The organism is Luteibacter sp., from assembly GCF_036499525.1.
Lineage (GTDB): Bacteria > Pseudomonadota > Gammaproteobacteria > Xanthomonadales > Rhodanobacteraceae > Luteibacter.
Window position 1 is genome coordinate 167,766 of sequence record NZ_DASYDO010000063.1, and the last position, 23,614, is coordinate 191,379.

Annotated in this window: 20 protein-coding genes; 5 read left to right on the forward strand and 15 right to left on the reverse strand. The window is 65.0% G+C overall.

All coding sequences use genetic code 11. The features are described 5' to 3' along the window. Positions 1-37: 37 nt before the first annotated feature. The 5 genes from VGM71_RS12555 to VGM71_RS12575 all read right to left on the reverse strand — a co-directional run bounded on the left by VGM71_RS12555 (position 38) and on the right by VGM71_RS12575 (position 7,622). Positions 38-1,444, reverse strand: a complete 1,407-nt coding sequence (locus tag VGM71_RS12555) for an efflux transporter outer membrane subunit (protein ID WP_331545604.1) — start codon at positions 1,442-1,444, stop codon at positions 38-40. Next, on the reverse strand, positions 1,431-2,603 hold the full coding sequence (locus VGM71_RS12560; protein ID WP_331545606.1) for an efflux RND transporter periplasmic adaptor subunit: 1,173 nt from the start codon (positions 2,601-2,603) through the stop codon (positions 1,431-1,433). Before VGM71_RS12560 ends, VGM71_RS12555 begins: the two co-directional genes overlap by 14 nt. Next, positions 2,593-5,796, reverse strand: a complete 3,204-nt coding sequence (locus VGM71_RS12565; protein ID WP_331545608.1) for an efflux RND transporter permease subunit — start codon at positions 5,794-5,796, stop codon at positions 2,593-2,595. The genes VGM71_RS12560 and VGM71_RS12565 overlap by 11 nt, the downstream gene beginning before the upstream one ends. Before the next feature lie 426 nt (positions 5,797-6,222). Next, complete coding sequence (locus VGM71_RS12570; protein ID WP_331545610.1) at positions 6,223-6,786, reverse strand: hypothetical protein; 564 nt, start codon at positions 6,784-6,786, stop codon at positions 6,223-6,225. Further along, entirely contained in the window at positions 6,783-7,622 is an 840-nt protein-coding gene (locus tag VGM71_RS12575; protein WP_331545612.1) for a DUF6402 family protein, read from the reverse strand. The genes VGM71_RS12570 and VGM71_RS12575 overlap by 4 nt, the downstream gene beginning before the upstream one ends. On the opposite strand from VGM71_RS12575, the gene VGM71_RS12580 reads away from it, so the two are divergent. Then, on the forward strand, positions 7,621-8,397 hold the full coding sequence (locus tag VGM71_RS12580) for a type VI secretion system tube protein Hcp (protein ID WP_331545614.1): 777 nt from the start codon (positions 7,621-7,623) through the stop codon (positions 8,395-8,397). The genes VGM71_RS12575 and VGM71_RS12580 overlap by 2 nt on opposite strands. A gap of 106 nt (positions 8,398-8,503) precedes the next feature. Here the strand turns inward: VGM71_RS12580 and VGM71_RS12585 are convergent, their stop codons facing one another. From VGM71_RS12585 to VGM71_RS12605, 5 genes are all read right to left on the reverse strand, one after another. After that, positions 8,504-9,871, reverse strand: coding sequence for a HAMP domain-containing sensor histidine kinase (locus VGM71_RS12585; RefSeq protein WP_331545616.1), 1,368 nt, complete (start codon positions 9,869-9,871; stop codon positions 8,504-8,506). Beyond that, complete coding sequence (locus VGM71_RS12590) at positions 9,855-10,535, reverse strand: response regulator transcription factor (protein WP_331545618.1); 681 nt, start codon at positions 10,533-10,535, stop codon at positions 9,855-9,857. The genes VGM71_RS12585 and VGM71_RS12590 overlap by 17 nt, the downstream gene beginning before the upstream one ends. 79 nt (positions 10,536-10,614) lie before the next feature. Continuing rightward, positions 10,615-11,475 (reverse strand): RNA polymerase sigma factor RpoH, encoded by an 861-nt coding sequence (rpoH, locus tag VGM71_RS12595; protein ID WP_331545620.1) that lies wholly within the window; start codon positions 11,473-11,475, stop codon positions 10,615-10,617. A 139-nt stretch (positions 11,476-11,614) separates the two neighbouring features. Then, on the reverse strand, positions 11,615-11,932 hold the full coding sequence (locus tag VGM71_RS12600) for a multidrug efflux SMR transporter (RefSeq protein ID WP_331545622.1): 318 nt from the start codon (positions 11,930-11,932) through the stop codon (positions 11,615-11,617). Between the two features lie 91 nt (positions 11,933-12,023). Next, positions 12,024-13,445 carry a PLP-dependent aminotransferase family protein gene (locus VGM71_RS12605; protein ID WP_331545624.1) on the reverse strand — a complete coding sequence of 474 codons (1,422 nt, stop codon included), beginning with the start codon at positions 13,443-13,445 and terminating at the stop codon, positions 12,024-12,026. A gap of 78 nt (positions 13,446-13,523) precedes the next feature. Between VGM71_RS12605 and VGM71_RS12610 the strand changes: the two genes are divergently transcribed. Then, the gene (locus VGM71_RS12610) at positions 13,524-14,165 is read left to right on the forward strand and encodes an FMN-dependent NADH-azoreductase (RefSeq protein WP_331545626.1); all 642 of its coding nucleotides are present in this window, start codon (positions 13,524-13,526) and stop codon (positions 14,163-14,165) included. Here the strand turns inward: VGM71_RS12610 and ung are convergent. The 5 genes from ung to VGM71_RS12635 all read right to left on the reverse strand — a co-directional run bounded on the left by ung (position 14,122) and on the right by VGM71_RS12635 (position 19,291). Next, on the reverse strand, positions 14,122-14,823 hold the full coding sequence (ung, locus tag VGM71_RS12615; RefSeq protein ID WP_331545628.1) for a uracil-DNA glycosylase: 702 nt from the start codon (positions 14,821-14,823) through the stop codon (positions 14,122-14,124). The genes VGM71_RS12610 and ung overlap by 44 nt on opposite strands. Beyond that, the gene (locus VGM71_RS12620; RefSeq protein ID WP_331545630.1) at positions 14,820-15,659 is read right to left on the reverse strand and encodes a response regulator; all 840 of its coding nucleotides are present in this window, start codon (positions 15,657-15,659) and stop codon (positions 14,820-14,822) included. Before VGM71_RS12620 ends, ung begins: the two co-directional genes overlap by 4 nt. A 15-nt stretch (positions 15,660-15,674) precedes the next feature. Continuing rightward, positions 15,675-16,655: a permease-like cell division protein FtsX gene (gene ftsX / locus VGM71_RS12625; RefSeq protein ID WP_331545632.1), complete on the reverse strand. Its 981-nt coding sequence runs from the start codon at positions 16,653-16,655 to the stop codon at positions 15,675-15,677. Further along, complete coding sequence (gene ftsE, locus VGM71_RS12630; protein WP_331545664.1) at positions 16,652-17,329, reverse strand: cell division ATP-binding protein FtsE; 678 nt, start codon at positions 17,327-17,329, stop codon at positions 16,652-16,654. The genes ftsX and ftsE overlap by 4 nt, the downstream gene beginning before the upstream one ends. Before the next feature lie 186 nt (positions 17,330-17,515). Next, positions 17,516-19,291, reverse strand: coding sequence for a DEAD/DEAH box helicase (locus VGM71_RS12635; protein ID WP_331545634.1), 1,776 nt, complete (start codon positions 19,289-19,291; stop codon positions 17,516-17,518). A 427-nt stretch (positions 19,292-19,718) separates the two neighbouring features. On the opposite strand from VGM71_RS12635, the gene trxA reads away from it, so the two are divergent. The 3 genes from trxA (at position 19,719) to VGM71_RS12650 (ending at position 23,563) form a co-directional block, all read left to right on the forward strand. Continuing rightward, complete coding sequence (gene trxA / locus VGM71_RS12640) at positions 19,719-20,045, forward strand: thioredoxin TrxA (protein ID WP_331545636.1); 327 nt, start codon at positions 19,719-19,721, stop codon at positions 20,043-20,045. A gap of 150 nt (positions 20,046-20,195) precedes the next feature. Next, on the forward strand, positions 20,196-21,986 hold the full coding sequence (rho, locus tag VGM71_RS12645; RefSeq protein ID WP_331545638.1) for a transcription termination factor Rho: 1,791 nt from the start codon (positions 20,196-20,198) through the stop codon (positions 21,984-21,986). Between the two features lie 206 nt (positions 21,987-22,192). Continuing rightward, entirely contained in the window at positions 22,193-23,563 is a 1,371-nt protein-coding gene (locus VGM71_RS12650) for a glutamate--cysteine ligase (RefSeq protein WP_331545640.1), read from the forward strand. Positions 23,564-23,614 lie beyond the last annotated feature (51 nt).

Below are 23,614 nucleotides of genomic sequence, written 5' to 3' on the forward strand. Positions count from 1 at the left end.
CAGGATCCCTATGGGAGCCGACCCTGTCGACGATGCTTTACCCGCTCCAGCCACCACCCAACGCGCGGATCAACTGAACGCTTGCACGCAGCTGCCGCGTTTCGAGGTCGATGACGCTGCGCTCCGCGTCGAGCGCGTCGGTCTGCGCCTGTACCACGTCGAGGTAGCCCACGGCGCCCTCGCGGTACCGGTTGAGCGACAGGTCGACCGAGCGCTGTGCCGCATCGGCTGCCGCGCGCTGGTCGATCAGCGCCGTACCCAGGTCACGTAGCAAGGTGAGGTTGTCTTCCACCTGGGCGAACGCATTCAGTACCACCCCACGGTACTGCGCGCCTGCCTCGTCCGTCGCCGCCTTCGCCTGATCGACGGCCGCTTTGCGGCGGCCACCGTCGAACACGTCGAGCAGCAAGCTGGGGCCGATGGCCCAGAAGCGATTGGGCGCCGTGGCGATGCTGCCCCAGCTGCTGCTCTGCCAACCACCCTGGCCGTCCAGGGTCAGTTGCGGGAAGAAGGCCGAACGCGCCACGCCCACGCGCGCGTTCGCGGCGGCGGTACGCCGTTCCGCGGCGGCAATATCAGGACGTCGCTGCAGGATCGACGAAGGCACGTCCAGAGGAATCGTCGGCACCTTCACCGGCGCGTCGTCGGTGGCGAGCGAGAAGCTCGACGCCGATTCGCCGGCCAGCACCGCGATCGCATGCAGCACGAGCCCGCGCTGCGCCTGTGCCTGGGTCAGCTGCGACTTCGCGTTTGATAGCTGGGTCTGCGCACGGGCCACGTCGAGACCGGATGCAATGCCCCCGTCGTGGCGTGACCGGGTCAGCGCGAGCGCCCGGGTGAAGGCGTCGATGCTCTCGCTCAGCACCTTGATCTGCCGATCGAAGCCGTTGAGCTGGAGGTAATTGTCTGCTAGCTGGGCCTGCAGGCTCAGCTGTACCGACGCCAGGTCGGCAGCTGACGCGGCTTGTTCGGCGGTACCGGCGGTTACGCTGTCACGCACGCGGCCCCACAGGTCCACCTCGTAATCCAGCTGCGCGCCGATGGTGTACGCGTTGTAGTTGCTGGGCGAGGTCGCACCCCGCAGCGGACGCGTATCGGATTCGCGATTACGCTGTGCATTCGCGTCCAGGCCGACCTGCGGGAACAGGCCGGAACGCAACTGGCGCGTGAACGCGGCGGATTGTTCGTAGTGCGCCAGCGCCGCGGCGAGCGTGGCGTTGTTCGCCACCAGCTTCGCCTGCAGATCGTCCAGACGCGTGTCACCGTACAGCTTCCACCATCCCTGGCGGTCGAGCCGATCGGCGGGCCTAGCTTCCGTCCATGGCGTGTCGGCGTTCGCATACTGCGCGGCCACCGGTACGTCGGGAGCCTTGTACGTTGGAGCCAGCGAACAACCCGACAAGCCGGCAACGATCAAGGCCGCCAGAATGTCACGCCTTGGCATGGTCGCCTTCCGCCTTCGGTGCGTTGACGCGCACGGTGTCGCCGTCGGCGAGGCCGTCCGGCGGACTTTCGATGAGGCGGTCGCCGGCAGCGATGCCCGAGGCCAGTTGCACTGTCTTGCCGAAGTCGCGCGCGATGGTGACAACCTTGAAGCTCACCTTGTTCTGCGCATCCACGATAGCGATGCGCAGGCCGTTGTCGTCGAAGACCAGTGCGCTCGCGGGAACGCGCAGCAGAGCGGCATTGGCGGGAAGGTCGAAGGTGACGCCGGCATAGCCGCCGGGCAGCAGCTTGCCATCCGCATTGTCGACCGAGACCTGCACCAGTGTCGTGCCCGACGCGGCATTGATCGCGGCGGACGTCGATTCCACGTTACCGGAGAAGGTCTGTCCCGGATATTCCGGCACCGTGAGCTTCACGGTGGCACCTTCGCGGATCGACGGCACGTAATTCTGCGGCACGTTCACGTACATGCGCAGCTTGTGCACGTCGGATACCACGAACAATTCCTGGCCACCGCCGCCCGCATTGATGAGCGCGCCGACGTCGGTCTCGCGCGCCGTGACGACGCCGTCGAACGGCGCCACCAGCTTCGCGAAGCCCTTCAGCGCCTGGATCCGCTCGAGGTTGGCCTCCGCCGCCTGGGCGAGCGCATGCTTCGCGTCGTAGTCGCCGGTCTTTTCGTCGACCTCCTGCCGCGACACGGAATCGGAATCGCGCATCGCCTGCCAGCGCTTCGCCGTGGTCAGTGCCAGCGCCTCGTTGGCGCGCGCACTGGCAAGGTCGGCCTTCGCCTGGAGCAGTTGCTGGTCGAGGTCGGGGGTTTCGATTTCCGCGAGCAACTGGCCGGCTTTCACTTTCTGGCCGATGTCGGCCTTCCAGTATTTCAGGTAGCCGCTCGTGCGCGCGAAAATCGGTGCGCGCGAGTACGCCTGGAGGCGTCCGGGCAGATCGAGCTCGCCGCCGCCCTGGCCGCCTTCCGGCGACACGAGGCTGACGGTGGGCACGGCCTGAGCGTCGGTCCAGTCGCGCAGCTTGCGCGATTCGTTGGCGCGCGTTGCCACGCCGGCCACGACGATGGCAATGGCGACAATCGCGGCGATGACACCGGCCAGGCGAAGCCGGCGCGGCGGGGGTTGGTGCAAGGTGTCAGGCGACATGGACGGGCTCTCCGGAAACGTTCGCCAGGGTGGCAGACGGATGGCCGCGACGGCCATGGATAATGCTGAAGACGATCGGCACGAAGAACAGCGTGGCGGCGGTGGCGAATACCAGGCCGCCGATCACGGCGCGGCCCAGCGGCGCGTTCTGTTCGCCGCCTTCGCCCAGGCCGAGGGCCATGGGCGCCATGCCGATGATCATGGCCAGCGCGGTCATCAGCACGGGACGGAAGCGGACAAAACCACCTTCCAGCGCAGCCTTCGCCGCGTCGCCATGTTCGGCGAGCCGCTCACGGCAGAAGCTCACGACGAGGATCGAGTTCGCCGTGGCCACGCCCATGCACATGATGGCGCCGGTAAGCGCGGGCACGGACAAGGTGGTATGCGTGGCGAACAGCATCCAGATGATGCCCGCGATGGCTGCGGGCAGCGCGGTGACGATCACGAACGGATCGCTCCACGACTGGAAGTTCACGACGATCAGCAGGTAGATCAGCACGATCGCGCCGAGCAGGCCGAAGATCAGGCCGGAGAACGCGCTATTCATCGTCTGCACCTGGCCGAGGAGCGCGGTGCTCGACGCCTTCGGCAGGAATTTCTTATTGGCGTCCACGATCTTCTGGATGTCCGCCGCCACGGCCCCGAGGTCGCGGTCCTGGGTGGTGGCGAATATCTCGACCATGGAGTTGATGTTGTACTGGCTCACCACCGAGCTGGTCGCAGTGCGCGACACCGTCGCGAAGCCACCGAGGATCTGCGCGCCAGCCGTGCCCGTGCTCGGACTGATCGGTACGTTGTCGAGGTCGGCCAGGCTATCGATGCTGTACTGCGGCGTCTGCATCACGATCGGGTAGGACACGCCGTTCTTCGGGTTGAGCCAGAACGTCGGAGCTACCTGGCTGGAACCGGCAAGGTTCACGCCGAGGCTGGCCGTCACGTCGCGTTCGGTAATGCCTACCTGCTGTGCGCGGCTTCGATCCACGTCCACGTTGAATCCGGGATTGGCGCGCGACTGCTGGATGCGCGCATCCACCACGCCGGGCACGCGGCGGATGTCGCGCAACAGTCGATTGGCGTAGCCGAAGTTGGCCGAGACGTTCGGACCGCGGATCTGCAGGTCGATCGGTGCGGGTGAGCCGAAATTGAGGATCTGGCTGATGATGTCCGCGGGCGGGAACGAGAACGTGGCGCCCGGGAATTGGCGCGGCAGCGTCTCGCGCAGCTTGCGCACGTAATCGGCCGTCGGCGCGTGCCCTTCGTTGAGCGCGATCTGGATGTCTCCATCCTGCGAACCGATGGTGCCGGTGTTGTTGTAAGTGGTGTTGATGCCCGAGACAGGCTGGCCCATGTTATCTACCACCGTGCCCAGGTCTTCCTTCGGAATCACCTTGCGCACCGCTTCGTTCACCTGGGCGAAGAGACGTGCCGTTTCTTCCACGCGGGTGCCGATCGGCCCGCGCACGTGCATCAGGATCTGCCCGCCATCCACGGACGGGAAGAAGTTGCGACCGAGCATCGGCACCAGCAGGAACGAGAGCAGCACGAAGGCGATGAACCCGAGGGTGAACACCTTGCGATGAAGCATCGCCATCTCCAGCAGCACGTGGTAGCTCGCGCGTATGCCTTCGAAACGTTTCTCGAAAGCGCGCTGGAAACGAACCAGCGGATTGCGTGACGCCTTGCCGTGCTCGCCGTGCGGGTCCTCGTGGCTGTGCGGCTTGAGCAGATACTTCGCCATCGTCGGCACGAGCGTGCGCGACAGGATGAAGGAGGCGATCATCGCGAACATCACCGCTTCGGCCATTGGCACGAAGAGGAAGCGCGCCACGCCTTCCAGGAAGAACATCGGTACGAACACGATGCAGATGCACAGCAGGGACACGAACGCGGGGGTCACGATCTGCGCCGCGCCATCCAGGATGGACGTTTCCACGTCCTTGCCCTGCTCAAGGTGCCAGTTGATGTTCTCGATGGTCACCGTAGCGTCGTCGACGAGGATGCCCACCGCGAGCGCCAGGCCGCCGAGGGTCATGATGTTCATCGTCTCGCCAAAGGCCGACAGTGCGGCGATGGAGCCGAGGATGGCCAGTGGAATCGAGGTAGCGATGATGACGGTGGAGCGCCAGCTGCCGAGGAACAGCAGGATCATCAGGCTGGTCAGTGCGGCGGCGATGACACCCTCTCGCGCCACGCCCTCGATGGCGGCGCTGACGAACAGCGACTGGTCGCCGATGGGCGAGATCTTCAGGCCGTCGGGCAAGGCGTCCTTCATTTCCTCGACGCGCTGCTTGATGCCGGCGATGATCGCCAGCGTCGAGGCGGAGCCGTTCTTCATCACCGTCATCAGCACCGAACGGTCGCCGTTGACGTGCACGATGTTGGTCTGCGGGGGCGAGCCATCGCGCACATGGGCCACGTCGCGGATGTACACCGTGGCGCCGTTCACGACCTTCACCGGCAGGTTGCCGAGGTCGTCGATGTCCGACGGCGAGTTGTTGAGCTGCAGTGTGTACTCGTAACGCCCGATCTTCTGCGTACCGACCGGCGTGATGAGGTTCTGCGCGGCGAGCGAATTCGCCACGTCCTGCGCCGACAGGCCACGCGCCTGCAAGGCCTGCGGATCGATGTCGATCTGTACCTGGCGGGTCTTGCCGCCATAGGGATACGGGATCGACGCGCCCGGCACGGAGACCAGCTGCGGGCGGATGATGTTCTGGCCAAGGTCGGCGAGGTTCTGCTCGGTAAGGCCCTTGCCCGACAGCGCCAGCTGGATGATCGGCACGGTCGAGGCGCTATAGTTCAGGATCAGCGGCGGGGTAATGCCCGGCGGCAGCTGCTTCAACAACGTCTGCGCCACCGCCGTCACCTGCGCGTTCGCGGTGCGGATATCCGCGGTGGGCTGGAAGAAGATCTTGACGATGCCGAAGCCCTGGATCGAGTTGGCCTCGATATGCTCGATGTCGTTCACCGTGGTGGTGAGCACGCGCTCGAACGGCGAGGACACGCGCCCCGCCATCTGATCGGCCGGCAGGCCCGTGAACTGCCAGACCACCGCGATCACGGGAATCTTGATGTCGGGGAAGATGTCCGTCGGGGTCCGCAGGGCGGAAAGCGGGCCCACGATGAGAATCAGCAAAGCGAGGACGACGAAGGTATACGGTCGCGTTAGCGCGATCCGGACGATGCCAATCATGGGGGGATGGATTCCGAGGCTTGTGTTGCGTCGCGGCGAATTTTGCGCCGTGACCGGCCCCCGGCGTAGTTAAGAATTATTTAGGTCCCGCGGCCACGGTCGGAGAGCGAAACCTGCGACCCGCCGTCAGCAGCGCCGGGACCCGACACGGAGCCATCTAGCCGTTGCTTCGGTGTATCCCCTATCGGTTCTTCGCGTGTTCCTGGAGTTTTTCCGGGCTCGGCTTCGCCATCGCGTCGGGCAGCACACCATCGCGCCCGGCGGGGAGGCGCCGGGGTGTGCCCCTCAGCGCTCAAACAGCGTTCGCAAAGCGAACGAACTCGCTCTGAGGGACACACCCCGTCACCTCTCCGATTACTGAGGTGGCTTGGGGAAGAGCCCGCGTGCTCATACCTATCTGCAAGCACGCCGTGGGCGTGCGTTGCCCTAGTTTGGCGAGGGTAAGCGGTGACCCTCTTCCTCACGTGTCTTTTCTTCTTCCTTCCACCGACGCTCATACTCGTCCCACTCCTTCATCCTAGCCGGATGCTCGAGTCGCTTCTGTTCGTGATACGCGGCGAGCTTGGCCATAGTTTCCTTATCGGCACAGCGTTCCGAGTCGAGCAGTGCGAAGCCCCCCGCCAAGACGACCCGGCGCCCTGGCTCACCAGAGGCGTTCCAGTACATTCCACCTAATGCCGACGCCCCGTCGTACGTAATGGTCTCTCCTAGGAAGATTCCTGTACCCACCTCATAGGCGCGCTTAAACTCCGGGTAAGGCCAAGGCATACCGAGAGGGTTGGGAGGCATCTCTGGGTCTGGGTGAGGAATTCGATGAAGAAATGAGGGCAGCACCCAGAAGGGTTTATATGTATCGACTCGAATGCAGCCGTCGGGACTTAGTTCCGATGACACGAAGCTGGCAAAGGCACGCTCCCACCAGTTGGACATGTGATAAAGGCATCCAACACCGACGGCCGCCATGGCGATGAAAAAAACCACCTTTCTCACGGAACTTGATCCAATCTCTTAGGGAGATCCAGTTCAAGGGTCATGTCCACAGGTTCCCAGAGGACATCGGAGTAAATGATGAAGTCCCCGCCGCGGCCGGTGAATCGCCTATACGTATCGAAGTCATGATTGAAGACTGGCCCCGGCAACTGTTGTACCAAGTACGAATATAGACCTCGCGACGTCGCCGGCATGGGAGTCTGTATGGCGCCGAGAATTCCATCCGTCGTCCATGCGCCAAGAAATTGAAAGCCGTTGAAATCGTACGTGTCGCGTATGTAGTAGCCAGCATGCGTGGTTCGAATCGTCACCTTTCCGCTGTGGGCATCCCGCTTGGCCTCACCGATCAAGGCAACCTTCAGCGTCCCCATCCCCAGGCTCCCATACATGTCGTCCAGTGGGTCCGTGTGTCCGCCAAAAGGCAGGGCGTTGCACTGGTGCAACTGGTCGAGACGGAACGCTGAATAGGATCGGCTGCCGAAAGGAGCCCATTCAACCCCCAACTCAACGTCAGCCGTCTTCTCACTTAGTAAGCTTCGCGCGGCTTGGTTCGTTATTCTAGGACGAAGATTTTTCATCACTGCCTGCAATCGGTGATACGACAAAGCCCAACTCATCCGCACGATCTGCTGATCCATGAAGATAGGCGATGGCATGACCGTCGGGGCAGTAACTTGCTCCTTCCATTCCGCCGGAAGAACCCACGCCGGCGAGTTGAGCCAGCGTTCCATAAGTTGTGCTGACACCGTCCATCCCATCCGACGCATAGCCGTCGGAATGGATTTGATCAAATTGACAGTCTCGGTGTCTTCGGAAGCGCGACGATTTCCATGCATGGTACTACTCCTTGTCGATGGCGCCGTCTCGGCGACCGCTCAGCATGGTAGTGGGAACGCATGCGCCGTGGAAGGCGTGGCAAAGACAATGCGCGGGCAAGATGCGGCGCCTTCCCTCGCACGCTACGTCAATCGTCGGCTCTGGATGAACGCTTCCGATACGGAAGATCGTTTGTCCATCTTTCTCAATCCGATGTCGTCGAAAGCCGTGTTGAAATCTTTCGCGCGCGACCATTGCGTGCGCTTCGCACTTACAACCTCATCAAGGACGCTGATGAAAAGCATCTACCTGAAACTCACTGGCCCGGACATCAAGGGTGAATCGACTGACAAGGATCACGCTGGGTGGATCGAATTATCTTCATGGCAACACCAACTCTTTCAACGAACTTCGCCCGTTGCGTCGACCTCTGGAGGTCACGCCGTGGAGCGGACTGAGCACGGCGCCCTGACCCTCGTCAAAGAAATGGATTCGGCAAGCCCGCTGCTATTTCAGGCTCTATCGGGCGGGACCACGTTCCAATCTGCACAGATCGACATCTATCGCGCCGCGGGCAATGGCAAGCGCATCAAATATCTTGAGATTCAACTCAAGAAAGCCTTGATTTCCCAGATTGGCGTGGGCGGTGGTGACACCCTGGCGAACGAGCTGATCGCGCTCAGATACGCAGCCATCCAGTGGAAATACCAGAAGCAAAACATCGATGGCGGTGTGGCAGGGATAACGCAAGGGGCGTGGAGCCTGACGAAGAACGACAAGACGTTCGTTGTCTGATTCGTGCGGCGGCCGAGCAGGCCGCCGCTCTCGAAAAGCGATTCAGAAGCACCGAGCGCTTCGAGGCCGACACTTCACTCTCGCACAGATGGCATAAGCACAGCGTTCAACTGGTAGCGGGGCAAACCACGGAGAAGACAGCGCCTCGCTCAGTCCCTCCTACCGACAGCGAGTATCCGTGCAGCCTGACGATGGCGCTGACGATCGCCAGCCCCAGTCCGCAGCCCGGTTTCGAACGCGTCTCGTCGCTGCGATAGAACCGGCGGAACACCGCCTCGCGTTCGTCCGGCGGGATACCCGGCCCCGTATCCGCGATGTCCACGCGCGCGCCGCCGCCGGCATCGGTCGATGCCACGAGACGTACGGCACCGCCGTCCGGCGTGAACTTGATGGCGTTGCCGACGAGGTTGGCGAAAGCCTCGAACATCAGTTGCGGATCGCCACGCAGGGGCGGCAGCCGGCCCACGTCGAGTTCGAAACGCTGCCCGCGGTCTTCGGCCAGCGGCGCGTAAAACTCATGCACGTTGCGCAGGACGGTACCCAGGTCCATCGTTTCGAAGCACGCGCTACGCTGGCGGTCCTCGAGTTCGGACACGCGCAGCAGGGCGCGGAAGCGCGCCAGCACCGTATCGATCTCGCCCACGCAGGCGTCGAGCTGCTCGCCTTCGGGAAGGCTTTCAAACCGCTGCTGCAGACGGTACAGGCGCGTACGCATGCGCGTCAGCGGAGTGCGCAGGTCGTGGGCGATGTTGTCGGTGACACCCTTCACTTCGCCGAGGAGGCGCTCGATTTCGGCCAGCGTCGTGTTGACGGTCCCTGCCAGCAGGTCCACCTCGTCGCCGATGCCGCTCACGGGGAGGCGGACGCTGAGGTCGCCTTCGCGGATGGGCTCCATGGCCTGCTGGATCGCTCGGATGCGGTGCGCTGGCCTGCGCGCGAGCAGCACGCCGCCGAGAAGGCCGGGAATAAGGGTCAGCGACAGGCCCCAGAGCAGCCCGTGGCGGATGATCGTGCCGATGCCGTCGATCGTGGAGCTTTCCTTCGCCACCACCAGGCGGGTGCCGTCGGGCAGTGCGTGGGCGAGGCCGCGGACGCGAGCGGTGCCCTTGTGCGCGGGGCCGGCCAGGCTCGCACTGAGCGAACTGGCGACGTCGTCCTCGTTCAATGCCTTCGGCATCGCGGCGATGTTGCCGGCGAGATGCCTGCCCTGCGCGTCGAACAAGCCCATCCACATCGCACCCTGCACGTCGATCTGGCTGGCGGCATCGACCGTCGCGCGCATGTTGCGGGGCGCCGTGCCCTCCAGGTAGTGGACGCGCGACACGAGCATCTGGTCGATCACGCCGCAAAGGTAGCGCGAGGTTTCCCACTGCACCACGCCGAGCAGCACCACGCACCAGATGGCGAACAGTGCGCCATAGATGATGATCAGGCGCGAGGTGGCGGAACGCCAGGCGTCAGTCAGCGGGCGCAAGAACGTATCCCGAGCCGCGCACGGTGCGAATGAGCGGCGGGTGGCCGGTGCCGTCGATCTTGCGACGCAGGCGGCCGATGTGGACGTCGATCACGTTGGTGCCGGGATCGAAATGGAAACCCCACACGTGTTCGAAGATCATTTGCCGCGTCACCACCTGGCCGGCGTTGCGCATCAGGAACTCCAGCAGGCGGAACTCGGTGGGCAGCAGCGTCAGTTCCTGGCCGTGGCGCTGCGCGTTGTGGCGGACCAGGTCGAGCTCCAGGTCGGCGACGCGCAGCCGGGTTTCGTTGGGGCCCTGGCGCCGCCGGCGCAGCAGTACCTCGGCACGCGCGGCCAGTTCGTCGGGCGCGAAAGGCTTGGTGAGGTAGTCGTCGCCACCGGCACGCAATCCGCGCACGCGCTCGTCCACGTCGGACAGCGCGCTGATCATCAGCACCGGTGTGTCCACGTGGCGCTGGCGCAAGGCCGAGACGACGTCGATGCCGTCCATGCCGGGCAGCATGCGATCCAGCGTGATGATGTCGTAGCCGTCGGCGAGCGCGCGTGCCAGCCCCTCGCGACCGTCGGCGACCCAGTCGGCGGTGAGGCCGTGCGCGCCCAACTCCGCGACGATGTCGCGGGCGGTCACTTCATCGTCTTCGATGACCAGCGCCCTGGGCATCCTGTTTTGCTCCTGCCGATGGACAACGGAAAACGGCCCCGCGAGGAGGCCGTTCACGATATTACGCCGAACCGCGGACTCAGGCCGCGATGGCGACGCGCATCTTCTTCATGGCATTCGCCTCGATCTGGCGGATGCGCTCGGCCGACACGCCGTACTCGTCCGCAAGATCCTGCAGCGTTGTCTTGCTGTCCTCGGTCAGCCAGCGGCGCTGGATGATGTCCCGCGAGCGATTGTCCAGGTTGCCGAGCGCCGAAGACAGCGCGCCCATCTGGTTGTTGCTGGCATCTTCCTCGGCGAGGTTGTCGTACGGGTCCGCGCCTTCGTCGACGAGGAACGCGGCCGGCGCCGGCTTGTCGTCGTCGTCCGCATCGGCGGGAGCCTCGAAGCCGACATCACGACCCGAAAGACGCGATTCCATCTCGCGGACGGTGGCTTCCGGCACACCCAGGTCGGCGGCGACCACGCGCACTTCCTCGGCATTCATCCAACCCAGGCGCTTCTTGCTCTTGCGCAGGTTGAAGAACAGCTTGCGCTGCGCCTTGGTGGTGGCAACCTTCACGATGCGCCAGTTGCGCAGGATGAACTCGTGCATTTCGGCGCGGATCCAGTGCACCGCGAAGCTGACCAGGCGAACGCCCTGGTCCGGATCGAAGCGCTTCACCGCCTTCATCAGGCCGATGTTGCCTTCCTGGATGAGGTCGGAAAGCTGAAGGCCGTAACCGTTGTAACCGCGGGCCACGTGGACCACGAAACGCAGGTGGGACATCACGAGCTGCTTGGCGGCGTCGAGATCGGCGTCGTCACGGAAGCGGCGCGCCAGCGACTGCTCCTCGTCAAGGCTGAGCACCGGGATGCGGTGGACCGCCGAGATATAGGAATCCAGACTGCCGACTACGCTCGGGAGCCCGTAATTCCGGGTGGCGAGGGCTTGGGACATGTGTGGAACCTCCTGAAAGTCTGATTGCAGATTAGCAGTCCCGAAGTGAGAGTGCTAAGCCAGCCCGAAGTTCATCGGTTAACTGTACGCAATGGTACAGAAATACCCTCGGCATGTCCATAGGGGGTGTCTGATCGATTCAGGTGGGGGCCAGCCTCAGCCCGACAACACCAAGCAAAATCAATGCGATACAGGCTATCCGCAGCGGGGCGGGGGAGTCGCCCAGGGCGATGATGCCCACGGTGGCCGTGCCCGCCGCGCCGATCCCGGTCCACACGGCGTAGCCGGTGCCGACGGGAATCGTCTTCAGGGAGATCGACAGGAGGACCACGCTGGAGACGCCGGTCACGATGGTGATAAGGGCGGGCAGCCATCGGGTAAAGCCTTCAGACGACTTCATGGCGAAGGCGAAGACGATTTCGAGGAGGCCGGCGGTACCGAGCAGGAGCCAGGGCATGGGGATGTACCGAACAGGAGGGGAATGTGGCCATCCTCCTCCGCGCCGCCGCGTCCCGGCAGAGCCAAGATCGGGGTTTCCCTCCGGGCCATCAGAAAAGCTTCGCGAGCCTCGCACCGAGTTCCCCCGCGGCGGCCCGCGAACCGATGTTCGTGAAGCTGACCAGCACCGCCGGCGTGCCTTCGCCCTCCACCATCCAGTCCGCCATGGCTTCGCCGTACAGTCCCTCGTCCCGCATGCGCGCGATGAGGCTTGCCTGCGACCAGCGCCCCTCGAAGCGCAGGATGAGGTGCATGCCTCCGGGCTGCGCATCGATGCGGACGCGATCGCCCAGCGCATCGGTCAGTCCCGCCACGGTCGCTTGCCTGCGTTCGGCATAGCACTTGCGCATCTTCTGGATGTGGCGCGCGAAATGTCCTTCGGCGACGAAGGCCGTGACGATGGCTTGGGTGAGCCACGGCGTGTCGCCGGCGAACGTCTGGAATACTTGCTCGAACCGCTCAACCTGCGCCTCCGGTACGACGAGGTAGGCGAGGCGGATGCTCGGGAAAAGCAGCTTGCTGAAGGTGCCCGCGTAAAGGACGCGCCCTTCCCTGTCGAGGCTTTTCAACGCCGGCAACGGACGGCTGACATAGCGGTACTCGCCGTCGTAGTCGTCCTCGACGATCCATGCCCCGGTTTCCGCGGCCCAGTCCAGCAGATCAAGTCGCCGCGTCAACGACAGCGATACGCCAAGAGGACTCTGGTGTGCCGGCGTGACCACCGCGGCCCGGGCGCGTGACGCCAGCCTTCGTCCCTCGGCGACGACGATACCCTCCTGGTCCACCGGCACCGCAGCGGCGACGATGCCGAGTTGCCCGAGCAGGTCCCGTGTCGGCGGGTATCCGGGATTTTCCAGCCACACGCGATCGCCTTCCTTCAGCAAGGCGCGGGCGATCGACCCCAGCGTGTGGCGATATCCGGAGGTGACGAACACCTGCGCCGGCGAACAGTCGACACCCCGCGATACCCGCAGGTAGGTCGCGATCTGGGCGCGCAGTTCGGGCAGGCCGAACACGGGGGGCTGGGCCATGTCCGCGGGCTGCATGACGCGCGCGAAGCGGGCGCCCAGGCGCGCCCAGATCTTCCGGGGAAACATGTCCAGCGCGGGCAGGCCCATCTGGAACGGAAGGATCGAATCGGGCCGGAAGCTCGGCGGAAGCGCTGTGTCCTTCTTGCGCGGAGGCGGCGTGGCCACGGGTGCCTTCGGCTTGAGGCCCGGCGTCACGATAGTGCCGGCCTGGCCGCGGGCTTCGATGTATCCCTCCGCGGCCAGGAGCGAATACGCCGCGTCGATGGTGCCCCTCGACAGCCCCAGTTCCTGGGTCAGCGCGCGCGCCGAGGGAATGCGGTCGCCCGGCTTGAGCGATCCGCTGGCGATGGCGCTACGGAACCGGTCGTAGATCTGCCGGTAAAACGGCTCTGTCGCCGTGGGATCCAGCGGAGATATCCTGCTGATCTTGGTGTCGCTCATGATGGACCGGATGATGGCATAGCCCGGATGTCGATTCTTGGATCTCGTGCCTGGGCCATGGATCCATAGGATGGGGCCATGAACATTCTTCTTGTCAGTTCCAGCCCCCACGGCCAGCGCGCGGAGAGCGACAGGCTCGCCCGTAAGATCGTCCTGCACCTGCTGTCGCATGATCCCTCGGCGACGCTGGTCGAGCGGATGATCGGCAACGGTTCGCTTCCGCACATCGATGCGAATTACGCCGTGGCCCAGCACTCGGCCACGGCGGAGGTATCCGCCGAAGGCTCCATGGCGCTTTCCGACATCCTGATCCGTGAAATCGAAGAAGCCGACGTCGTGGTTATCGGCACGCCGATGCACAACTACGGTCTGCCCTCGTCGCTCAAGGCATGGATCGACCACGTCGTGAGGGCGCGGCGCACCTTTCAGATCACCCCGGCGGGAAAGGTCGGGACACTGCGCGACCGGCCCGTGTTCATCGCCGTGGCATCGGGCGGGCGCTTCTCGGGCGAGCACGCCCACCAGCCCGATTTCCTCACGCCTTACCTGCGCGCGATCCTCGGCATGATCGGGTTGCACGACCTGACGTTCTTCAGCGTGGAAGGCACCGTTGCTGCGCCGGAGATTCTTGCCGAGACACGTGCCAGGACCGACCAGGCACTGCGGAACTACTTCGCTACGCCGCCAGTTCTGAGCGCAGCGGCAACGACCAGTCGATAGGTGCTTCGCCGCGGGATTCGAGGTACGCGTTCGCCTTGGCGAAATGACCGCATCCCATGAAGCCGCGGTGTGCGGAAAGCGGTGACGGGTGCACGCTGCGCAGGACGAGGTGGCGCTTGCCGTCGATCAGCTGGCCTTTCCGCTGCGCGTGGCTGCCCCAGAGCATGAAGACGAGGCCTTCGCGTTCGCGATTGAGCGCGTCGATGGCAGCGTCGGTGAAACCTTCCCAGCCCCTGCCCTGGTGCGAACCGGCATGGCCCGCCTCCACGGTCAGCACGGCGTTGAGGAGCAGCACGCCGCGATCGGCCCATGGCGTGAGGTAACCGTGGTCGGGGCGCGGGATGCCGAGGCAGTCCTCGATTTCCTTGAACATGTTCTGCAACGACGGCGGCACGCGCACGCCGGGGCGAACGGAAAAACTGAGTCCGTGCGCCTGACCGGGACCGTGGTACGGATCCTGGCCGAGGATCGCCACACGCACCTCGTCGAACGGCGTGTGCGCAAAGGCGTTGAAGATGTCGGGACCCGGCGGATAAATCGCTTTCCCGGCCGCCTTCTCCTCGCGCAGGAATTCCGACAGAGCGACCATCTCGGGACGATCCAGGTACGCGCCGATCCTCGCCTTCCACGAAGGCTCCAGCTTCACCCGATCGTTCAATGCGCCACCCTCGCGCGAAGATGCTGGGCGACGCGCAGCTGGAACAGAAGCTTGGTGATGAGCAGCTTTTCCTCGACCGGCTTCTCGACGAGATCGTTCGCGCCTGCGCGCAGCAACGCGGCCTGGTTTGCCGGATTCTCGTCGCCGGTCATCACCAGCGTGGGCAGCTGCCCCTTGCCGTAACCGAATTCGTTGCGGATGCGTTCGACCAGATCGCCGCCAGTGAGTTCGCCTTTCAAGCTCACGTCGGTCAAAACGACATCGGCACCGACCGCGCCACGCCCGCGCGCATCGCGCAGGTGCTGGAGGGCATCTTCGGCACTGATGACGTGGTGCACGGTAAGTCCGTACTTCTCCATCATGCGGCGCGTGGCGAGCGCGACGACACGACTGTCTTCCACGTAGAGCACTTCGCCCTCGGCGCCACCCTCGGGCCGCACGTAGCCGCGGATGAATTCCGCCAGCGCGCCGAAGCCGAGGGACTTGTCGAAGTAGTCGGTGACGAATTCGCCAAGCTCGCGGCGGTGCAACCGCTCCTCGACGTCGCCGGAGACGACGACGATCGGCATGTAGATCTGCGGCGCGGACTCGCGCACGAAGCGCGCGACGTCGAGTCCGTCCATGTCGGGCAGGCGCAAGGCGACGGTGACGAAGTCGAATACCCCGCGTTGCAGCTCGGCCTGTGCTTCCGCGCCTGTGGAGGCGCCGACGATCTCGACTCCCGGCACTTCGGCGGTGACGACGCGCGCTATCAGCTGGCGGACGACCTTCGAGCCGTCCACCAGGAGAATGCGCGGCGTGGCGCCGGCAACACCTGAACCGATGTGAGATCCCACCCGATATCCCCTTGGTCAGCCCGCCGCGGCGCGGCGGATCTGCCGCGCGCTGACGAGTCGTGCACCGAGCCACCCCAGCACGGCCGATGCGAAGGGTACCGAAAGCAGGAGCCAGGCGGGGAGTCCACCGAATGTGACACTGCCGTCGTAAGCCGCCGCAAGGCGTCCCACCGGACCGGCCATGGCCAACTCGAGCACGACGGCCAGCGACACGGCGAGGACACCGGCCAGGAAGCCCAGCCAGATGCCCGCGTACAGGTAGGGCCGGCGAACGAAGGGGCGACTGGCGCCGATGAGCAGGAGCACGCCGATTTCGGCGCTGCGGCTCTGGATATCCACGCGAATGGTGTTGCCCACCACGAGGAGCGCGGCCACGCCGAGCAACAGGGCCAGCAGGCCGACCGCTCGGCTGCCAACGCCCAGCAAGGCATCGAGGCGCTGCCGCCATGCGCCGGTATCCTGCACCATGTCCACACCCGGCGTCGCCTTCATCGATTCGACGAGCCGGCTGGCTTCCTCCGCGGACAGCCCGGGTTTCGGCTTCACGGAAAGCACATAGGGAAGCGGATTGGCGTCGAGCGACTGCAAGGCGCCGGAGAAACCCTGGACCTCGGCGAGTTCATCGAGCCCGTCCTTCGGCGTTCGCACGACGATGTCCGCCACTTCCGGACGGCCGCGCAACGCCGAGGCGGCGGTTTCCGCCATGGCCGCGTTCTGTCCGGGCTTCATGAAGGCGCTGATGGACTGGTTGCGTCCGAGCGCGTCGCCCATTCGTTGCACGTTGCCGAGCAGCAGATAGAACGTGAGCGGCAGGGCCAGGGCCACACCCATGACGGCCACCGTGAGCAAGGTGCCTAACGGTCGGGCACTAAGGCGGCGCAAACTGATCGACATGCTCCAGGCATGGTGCTCGCGCCAGGCGCCGACCTTGCGTGGTCCGCTACGGCGCGTCTTCTCCGGTTCCGGAGCCCGGCGGGATTCACGAACGGCGTTCATACCACCTCCGTGGCGGGTACGTCGGCGACGAGCCTGCCGTGGTCGAGCACCACGACGCGCTTCTTCATCCGCTTGATGAGCATGAGGTCGTGGCTGGCGACGAGGACGGCGGTGCCGACCGCCTGGAACTCTGCGAACAGGGCCATGATCTCCATGGCCAGCTGGGGATCGAGGTTGCCGGTGGGTTCGTCGGCAATGAGCACGGCGGGCTTGCCGACGATGGCGCGGGCGATGCCCACGCGTTGCTGCTCGCCGGTCGACAGGGCTTCGGGCAGCTGCTTCTCGTAGCTGAGCAGACCGACCTTTTCCAGGGCGGCGCGCACGCGGCGGCCTCGATCGCCGGGCGCGACGCCTGCAATGATCAGCGGCAATTCCACGTTCGCGAAGACGCTGCGGTCGAGCAGCAGGCGATGGTCCTGGAACACCATGCCGAGCTTGCGCCGTACCTTGGGGACGTCGCCGGCGCGAACCGTGTTGAGCTTCTGGCCGTCCAGCGTGACCACGCCGTTGGTGGGGCGCTCGATCATCGCCAGCAGCTTCAGCAGCGTGCTCTTGCCGGCACCGGAATGCCCGGTGACGAAGGCCATTTCGCCTGCGTCGACTTGGAACGACACATCGGTAAGGGCCTGGTGACCGCCCTCATACCGTTTGCTCACCAGATCGAAACCGATCACCGCGTTACCCGTTGGCTCGTGAAGCTCCAGAGGATAAGGGATGTGGTGGTGGTTTTGCGGCCCCACGGCCGACGGATTCACGTAGGAGCGCGCCCTGCGCGCGACAGGTTTTCGCGAGGAGCAGCAGGGCCTGCGGCTCTTGGCGAAAACCTGTCGCGCGCAGGGCGCGCTCCTACAAGGCCTGGTTCAGCGGCCGCCGAACAGGCGGCCTATGCGGCGCAGCAGACCCACCTTCTCCTTGGCCGGTGAAGCGGCCGGCGGTGTCGCCGAAGCCGGGCGGCTGGCGGTCACCTGGCGCGACGGGCGGCGGTTCGGATTCGCCTGGCCTTCAGCGTGGCGCGAGGCGCCCTGCTTCGGGTGGTCGGCGCGCGCGGCGTTGCCGTTCGCCGAGACTTGGGCGTTGCCGTTGCCACTCCCGCTGCCGTTCTCCGCACCCTCGCGGGCACCGCGGCCGCGGCCGCCACGACGGCGGCGGCGCTTCTTCGTCGCTCCGTCGGCAGCCATCGCTTCCACGGCGGCCGGGAGTTCGGCGACGGTTTCGGCCACGACGACGGTCTTCATCGGCACTTCGGCCGGTGCCGCCGCGGCGGCCGGGCGATCCTCGCGCGGCGGCCGCGGACGGCGCTCGCGGCTGCCGGAGCGATCGCCTGAACGCGGGCCGCTACGGCCGTCGCGACTACCACGACCGCCCTTCTCCGGCGGCGCACCGCGGGTGGGGATGTGACCGTCGTTATCGTTCGGATCTTCTACCTCGTCCTGCACGCCGTCGGCACGCGGGCGGGGCGCCGGCATCACCAGCAACCTCGCCTCCATCGAGGCGGTGGGAATCTTCTGGTTGATGTAGGCCTCGATGTCCGGCAGGCCCATCGCATAGAGGTCGCACGCGAAGCTGATCGCATCGCCGTCGGCGCCCAGGCGCGCGGTGCGGCCGATGCGGTGGACGTAGTCCTCGGCATCCTGCGGCAGGTCGTAGTTGAACACGTGGCTGACCGCCGGGATGTGCAGGCCGCGGGCGGCAACGTCGGTAGCCACCAGCAGGTCGATCTGGCCTTCCTGGAAACGTTGGAGCAGCTTCTGCCGCTTCACCTGCGGCACGTCGCCGGAGATGGCGCCGACGCGGAAGTTGTGCCGCTTCAGACGGTCGGTGATGCGCTCGGCGGCGGCTTTGGTATTGACGAAGATGATGCTGCGCTCGGCCTTGCTCTCCTCGAGCAGGTTGAACAGCAGCGGCATCTTTTCTTCCTTGGAGGGGAAGTAGACGACCTGGCGGACACGGTCCGCAGTGACGTTTTCCGTCTCCACCACCAGCTTTTCGGCCTCGTGCATATGCTCGTAGGCCAGTTCCAGCACGCGATGGCTCAGCGTGGCGGAGAACAGCAGCACCTGGCGCTGTTCGCGGGCAGGCAGGCGGCGGAAGATGAAGCGCACGTCCTTGATGAAGCCGAGATCGAACATGCGGTCGGCTTCGTCGATGACCATGACCTCGACACTGCCAAAGCCGAACACGTCCTGCTTGTGGTAATCGAGCAGGCGGCCCGGGGTGGCGATGATGATGTCGCAGCCGTCGCGCAGTTGCTGGCGCTGCTTGTCGTAGTCCACGCCGCCGTAGATCAGCGCGCTGCGCAGGCCCGTAGCCCTGCCGATGACCTGGAAGTCCTTCTCGATCTGGATGGCCAGCTCGCGGGTAGGCGCGATGACCAGGGCACGAGGGTCGGAGTCCTTGCGATCCGGGTGGGCCGGATTCTTGAGGAGGCGATCCATCAGCGCGACCAGGAAGGCGAACGTCTTGCCGGTGCCGGTCTGGGCCTGGCCCGCGACGTCGCGCCCCATCAGGGCGACGGGTAGCGTCAGCGCCTGGATGGGCGTGCAGCGGGTGATTCCGGCGGCGGCGAGGCCTTGATGGAGCAGCGGATGGAGGTCGAGGTTTTCGTAGAAGACGTCGGTGAGAACGGTTTGGGACATAGTGGAATGAAGGGCCTGGAAACTCGCGCCACGCTTGGGTGGCGCCGTCCCGGCGGCATGAGGAGCCCACGGGACACGGAGGGTCCGGCCGGCGTCACGGGAGTGTCGGGAGCGGCCGGGTGTCAGTCCGGCGGCCTGCGACGCGCCCGGCGCGCGATGGCCGGAGGCGATGGTGGTCGCGCCCGAGGGTTTCCGCTGGCATAGGTGAACCGGCTTTGGAAACCGGTTCACCTATGTCAACGGAAACCACCCGCCGGCGACCTTGAATTGCTTGTATCGCGCCCCTAGTTGGGTTGGAATGAGGGCCGCCGGCTGCAATGGCCAAGACCTTCGGTTCCGGTTGGACCCGCGACATGGGGCTCCTTAGTGTAGCCGATGCGAGCGTCACGGTCGTCAACCCCTTATTCACCCTTTCCTGGAGACCCCGGTGAGCGAAAAGATCACCCACACGAGCGACGCTGCGTTCCAAAAAGACGTCCTCGATTCCGAAACCCCTGTCCTGCTCGACTTCTGGGCGGAGTGGTGCGGCCCCTGCAAGTCCATCGCTCCAGTGCTCGACCAGCTGGCCGACCAGTACGACGGCAAGGTCAAGATCGTGAAAATCAACATCGACGATAACCAGCAGACGCCCCGCCAATACGGCGTCCGCGGTATTCCGACCCTGATGGTCTTCAAGAACGGCAAGGTCGAAGCCACCCAGATCGGCGCCGTCGGCAAGGGGCAGCTCGACCAGATGATCCAGAAGGCGATCTGATAGCCCTGTTTCACTCAGCCGCCGCGTGAGGCGCTTTACGCCGCGCCTCACGCGATGCTAGGCTCTAAGGCGTTCGCCGGGACACCGCTTGTCCCCCTGCCGCGAACCCTCTCCCCTCCTTTTTCCAACGGCGCCCCGTGAGGTTTGCCCGTGTCCGATATCGAAACCAAAGACTCCATCGACGCCAAGGGCGCCGGCGACCAGCCCGCGACCGAGCCGCGTCCCCGTACCCGCCGCAAGGCACCAGCCGCCGAGGCGCCCACCGTAGAGACGAGCGCCCCGGCGCCAGCTCCCGCGAGGCCAGCGCCTGTCCCGGCTCCGGCACCCGCGCCCACCCCGGCTCCACAGGCCGAGCTGCAGCTCAACAATCCTCCAGCGCTTCCGCCCCTGCCGCAGACGCAGGGCGAGACGCGCGACGGCGGCCAGCAGCAGGCCCAGCCCCAGGCTGGTGGTCCGCAGCACCAGCCGCAGAACCGCAACGACCGTAACGAGCGCGATGGCCGCGGCCGCCGCCGCCGGAACGAGCGCAATCCGCAGCGCCCGGGTGGCGGTGGCGGTGGCGGCGGTGGCGGCAACGCTGGCGGCAACGCTGGTGGCGGCAACTACCAGCACCCGCGCAACAACAACGGCTATCCCGTCGACGACGACGAGAACGCCGATGCCGGCAGCAACGATCGCCTGATCAACCTGACCGAACTGAAGCGCAAGAACTCCATCCAGCTCCTTGAATTCGCCGAGTCGCTCGGCATCCGCGAGGGTGTCGCCCGCCAGCGCAAGCAGGACGTGGTGTTCAACATCCTGAAGGCCCACGCCCGCTCCGGTGGCGGCATCTGGGCCGAGGGCGTGCTCGAAATCCTCCAGGACGGCTTCGGCTTCCTGCGCTCGGCCGACGAGTCCTACCTGGCCGGCCCCGACGACATCTATGTCTCGCCCAGCCAGATCCGCCGCTTCAACCTGCGCACCGGCGACTACATCACCGGACGCGTCCGCCATCCGAAGGAAGGCGAGCGCTACTTCGCGATGCTCAAGGTCGACGACATCAACGGCGATCCGCCGGAGGCGTCGAAGAACAAACTGCTGTTCGAGAACCTCACCCCGCTGTTCCCGCGCAAGGCGTTCAAGCTCGAGCGAGGAAATGGTTCCACCGAGGACATCACCGGCCGCATCCTCGACCTGGTGGCGCCGATCGGCCGCGGCCAGCGTGGCCTTATCGTCTCCCAGCCGAAGTCCGGCAAGACGATGATGCTGCAGAACATCGCTCAGGCCATCCAGTACAACCATCCCGACGTCCACCTGATCATGCTGCTGATCGACGAGCGTCCGGAAGAAGTCACGGAAATCGCCCGCACCGTCCGCGCCGAAGTCATCAGCTCCACCTTCGACGAGCCGGCCGTGCGCCACGTGCAGGTCGCCGAGATGGTGATCGAACGCGCCAAGCGCCTGGTCGAGCACAAGAAGGACGTGGTGATCCTGCTCGACTCCATCACCCGCCTGGCCCGTGCCTACAACACCGTGGTTCCCAGTTCCGGCAAGGTGCTTACCGGCGGTGTCGATGCCAATGCACTGCAGCGTCCGAAGCGATTCTTCGGCGCCGCGCGCAACGTGGAGGAAGGCGGCAGCCTGACCATCGTCGCCACGGCGCTGACCGACACCGGCTCGAAGATGGACGAGGTGATCTACGAGGAGTTCAAGGGCACGGGCAACATGGAAGTGCACCTGTCCCGGCGCATCTCCGAGAAGCGCGTGTACCCCGCTATCGACATCAACCGCTCCGGCACCCGCCGCGAGGACCTGCTGATCGATCCGGACCTGCTCGCCAAGATCTGGATCCTGCGCAAGCTCCTCCACCCGATGGACGAACTGACGGCGATGGAATTCATGCTCGACAGGATGAAGAACACGAAGTCCAACGACGAGTTCTTCAATTCGATGAAGCGCTGATTCCGTCTTGCAGAAAAAACCTGCGAAAGGCCGCTCCGGCGGCCTTTTTCTTTGTCCGATTACTGAACCCGAGGCGCTCGCCAGGACTTTTTGGACACGGCGCCGACCCGCGATGCTACGCTCCGCGCGCAGGCACCTTTTGCTTGCGGGAACCCGTCCCCATGTGATCCGCCTAACGGCCGTGAGCCCAACGTCAAGGAAAGTCCGTGTCCATCCCCAGCGCCGCGAAGAGCACGCCTATCGGCGATCGCCACGACCTGATCGCCCACCTCGCAAAGGGTGAAAAGGCGCGCTCCGACTGGCGCATCGGTACCGAGCACGAGAAGTTCGGCTTCTACACCGACGACCTCACACCGCCGCCGTTCGACGACGGCCGTCCGGGCATCCGCGCCATCCTGGAAGGCCTGGCCTCGCGTTACGGCTGGGACATCGCCCGCGAAGGCGACACGCCCGTCGCCTTGACCAAGGGCAAGGCGAACATCACCCTGGAGCCGGCGGGCCAACTCGAACTTTCCGGCGCACCGCTGGAAACGATCCACGACACCTGCGACGAAGTCACCGACCACCTCAAGGAAGTACGTTCGGTCGCCGAGGAACTCGGCATCGGGTTCCTCGGCATGGGCTTCCAGCCAAAGTGGCGTCGCGACCAGATGCCGTGGATGCCTAAGGGCCGCTACAAGATCATGCGCGACTACATGCCCAAGGTCGGCTCGCTCGGCCTGGACATGATGACGCGCACCTGCACCGTGCAGGTCAACCTCGATTATTCGAGCGAGGCCGACATGGTGAAGAAATTCCGCGTCGGCCTCGCGTTGCAACCGATCGCCACCGCGTTGTTCGCCAACTCGCCCTTCACCGAAGGCAAGCCGAACGGATACAAGTCGTATCGCTCGCACGTGTGGACGGATACGGATGGCGATCGCACCGGCATGCTCGACTTCGTCTTCGAAGATGGATTCGGCTACGAGCGCTACGTCGATTACATCCTCGACGTGCCGATGTACTTCAGCTATCGCGATGGCAAGTACCTCGATCTCGCGGGGCAGGACTTCAAGAAATTCATGCGCGGCGAATTGCCTGCGTTGCCTGGCGTGAGACCCACGATGACCGACTGGGCCGATCACCTCACCACGGCGTTCCCGGAAGTGCGTCTCAAGCAGTATCTGGAAATGCGTGGTGCGGACACGAGTACGTGGAATTCGCTATGTGCCCTGCCCGCGCTCTGGGTCGGCCTGCTTTACGACGACGTCGCCCTCGACGCGGCGTGGGATCTCGTAAAGGATTTCAGCAAGGCCGAACGCCACGCACTGCGTGACGGCGTGCCGAAGGAAGCGCTGGACCTGCGCTTCCGCGACCACACGGTGCGCGACCTGTCGCTCGAGGCGCTGAAGATCGCGGACGCCGGCCTGAAGCGCCGCAATCGCCAGGGCAATCGTGGTGCGGACGAGTCGATCTACCTGGAGCCATTGATGGAAATCGCGATCTCGGGCAAGACGCAGGCGGATGTGAAGCTGGAGCTGTTCAACGGGAAGTGGAACGGCAGCGTCGATCCACTGTTCCGCGAATACGCGTATTGACCGTAGGAGCGCGCCCTGCGCGCGACAGCTTTTCGCGAGGAGCCCCAAGAT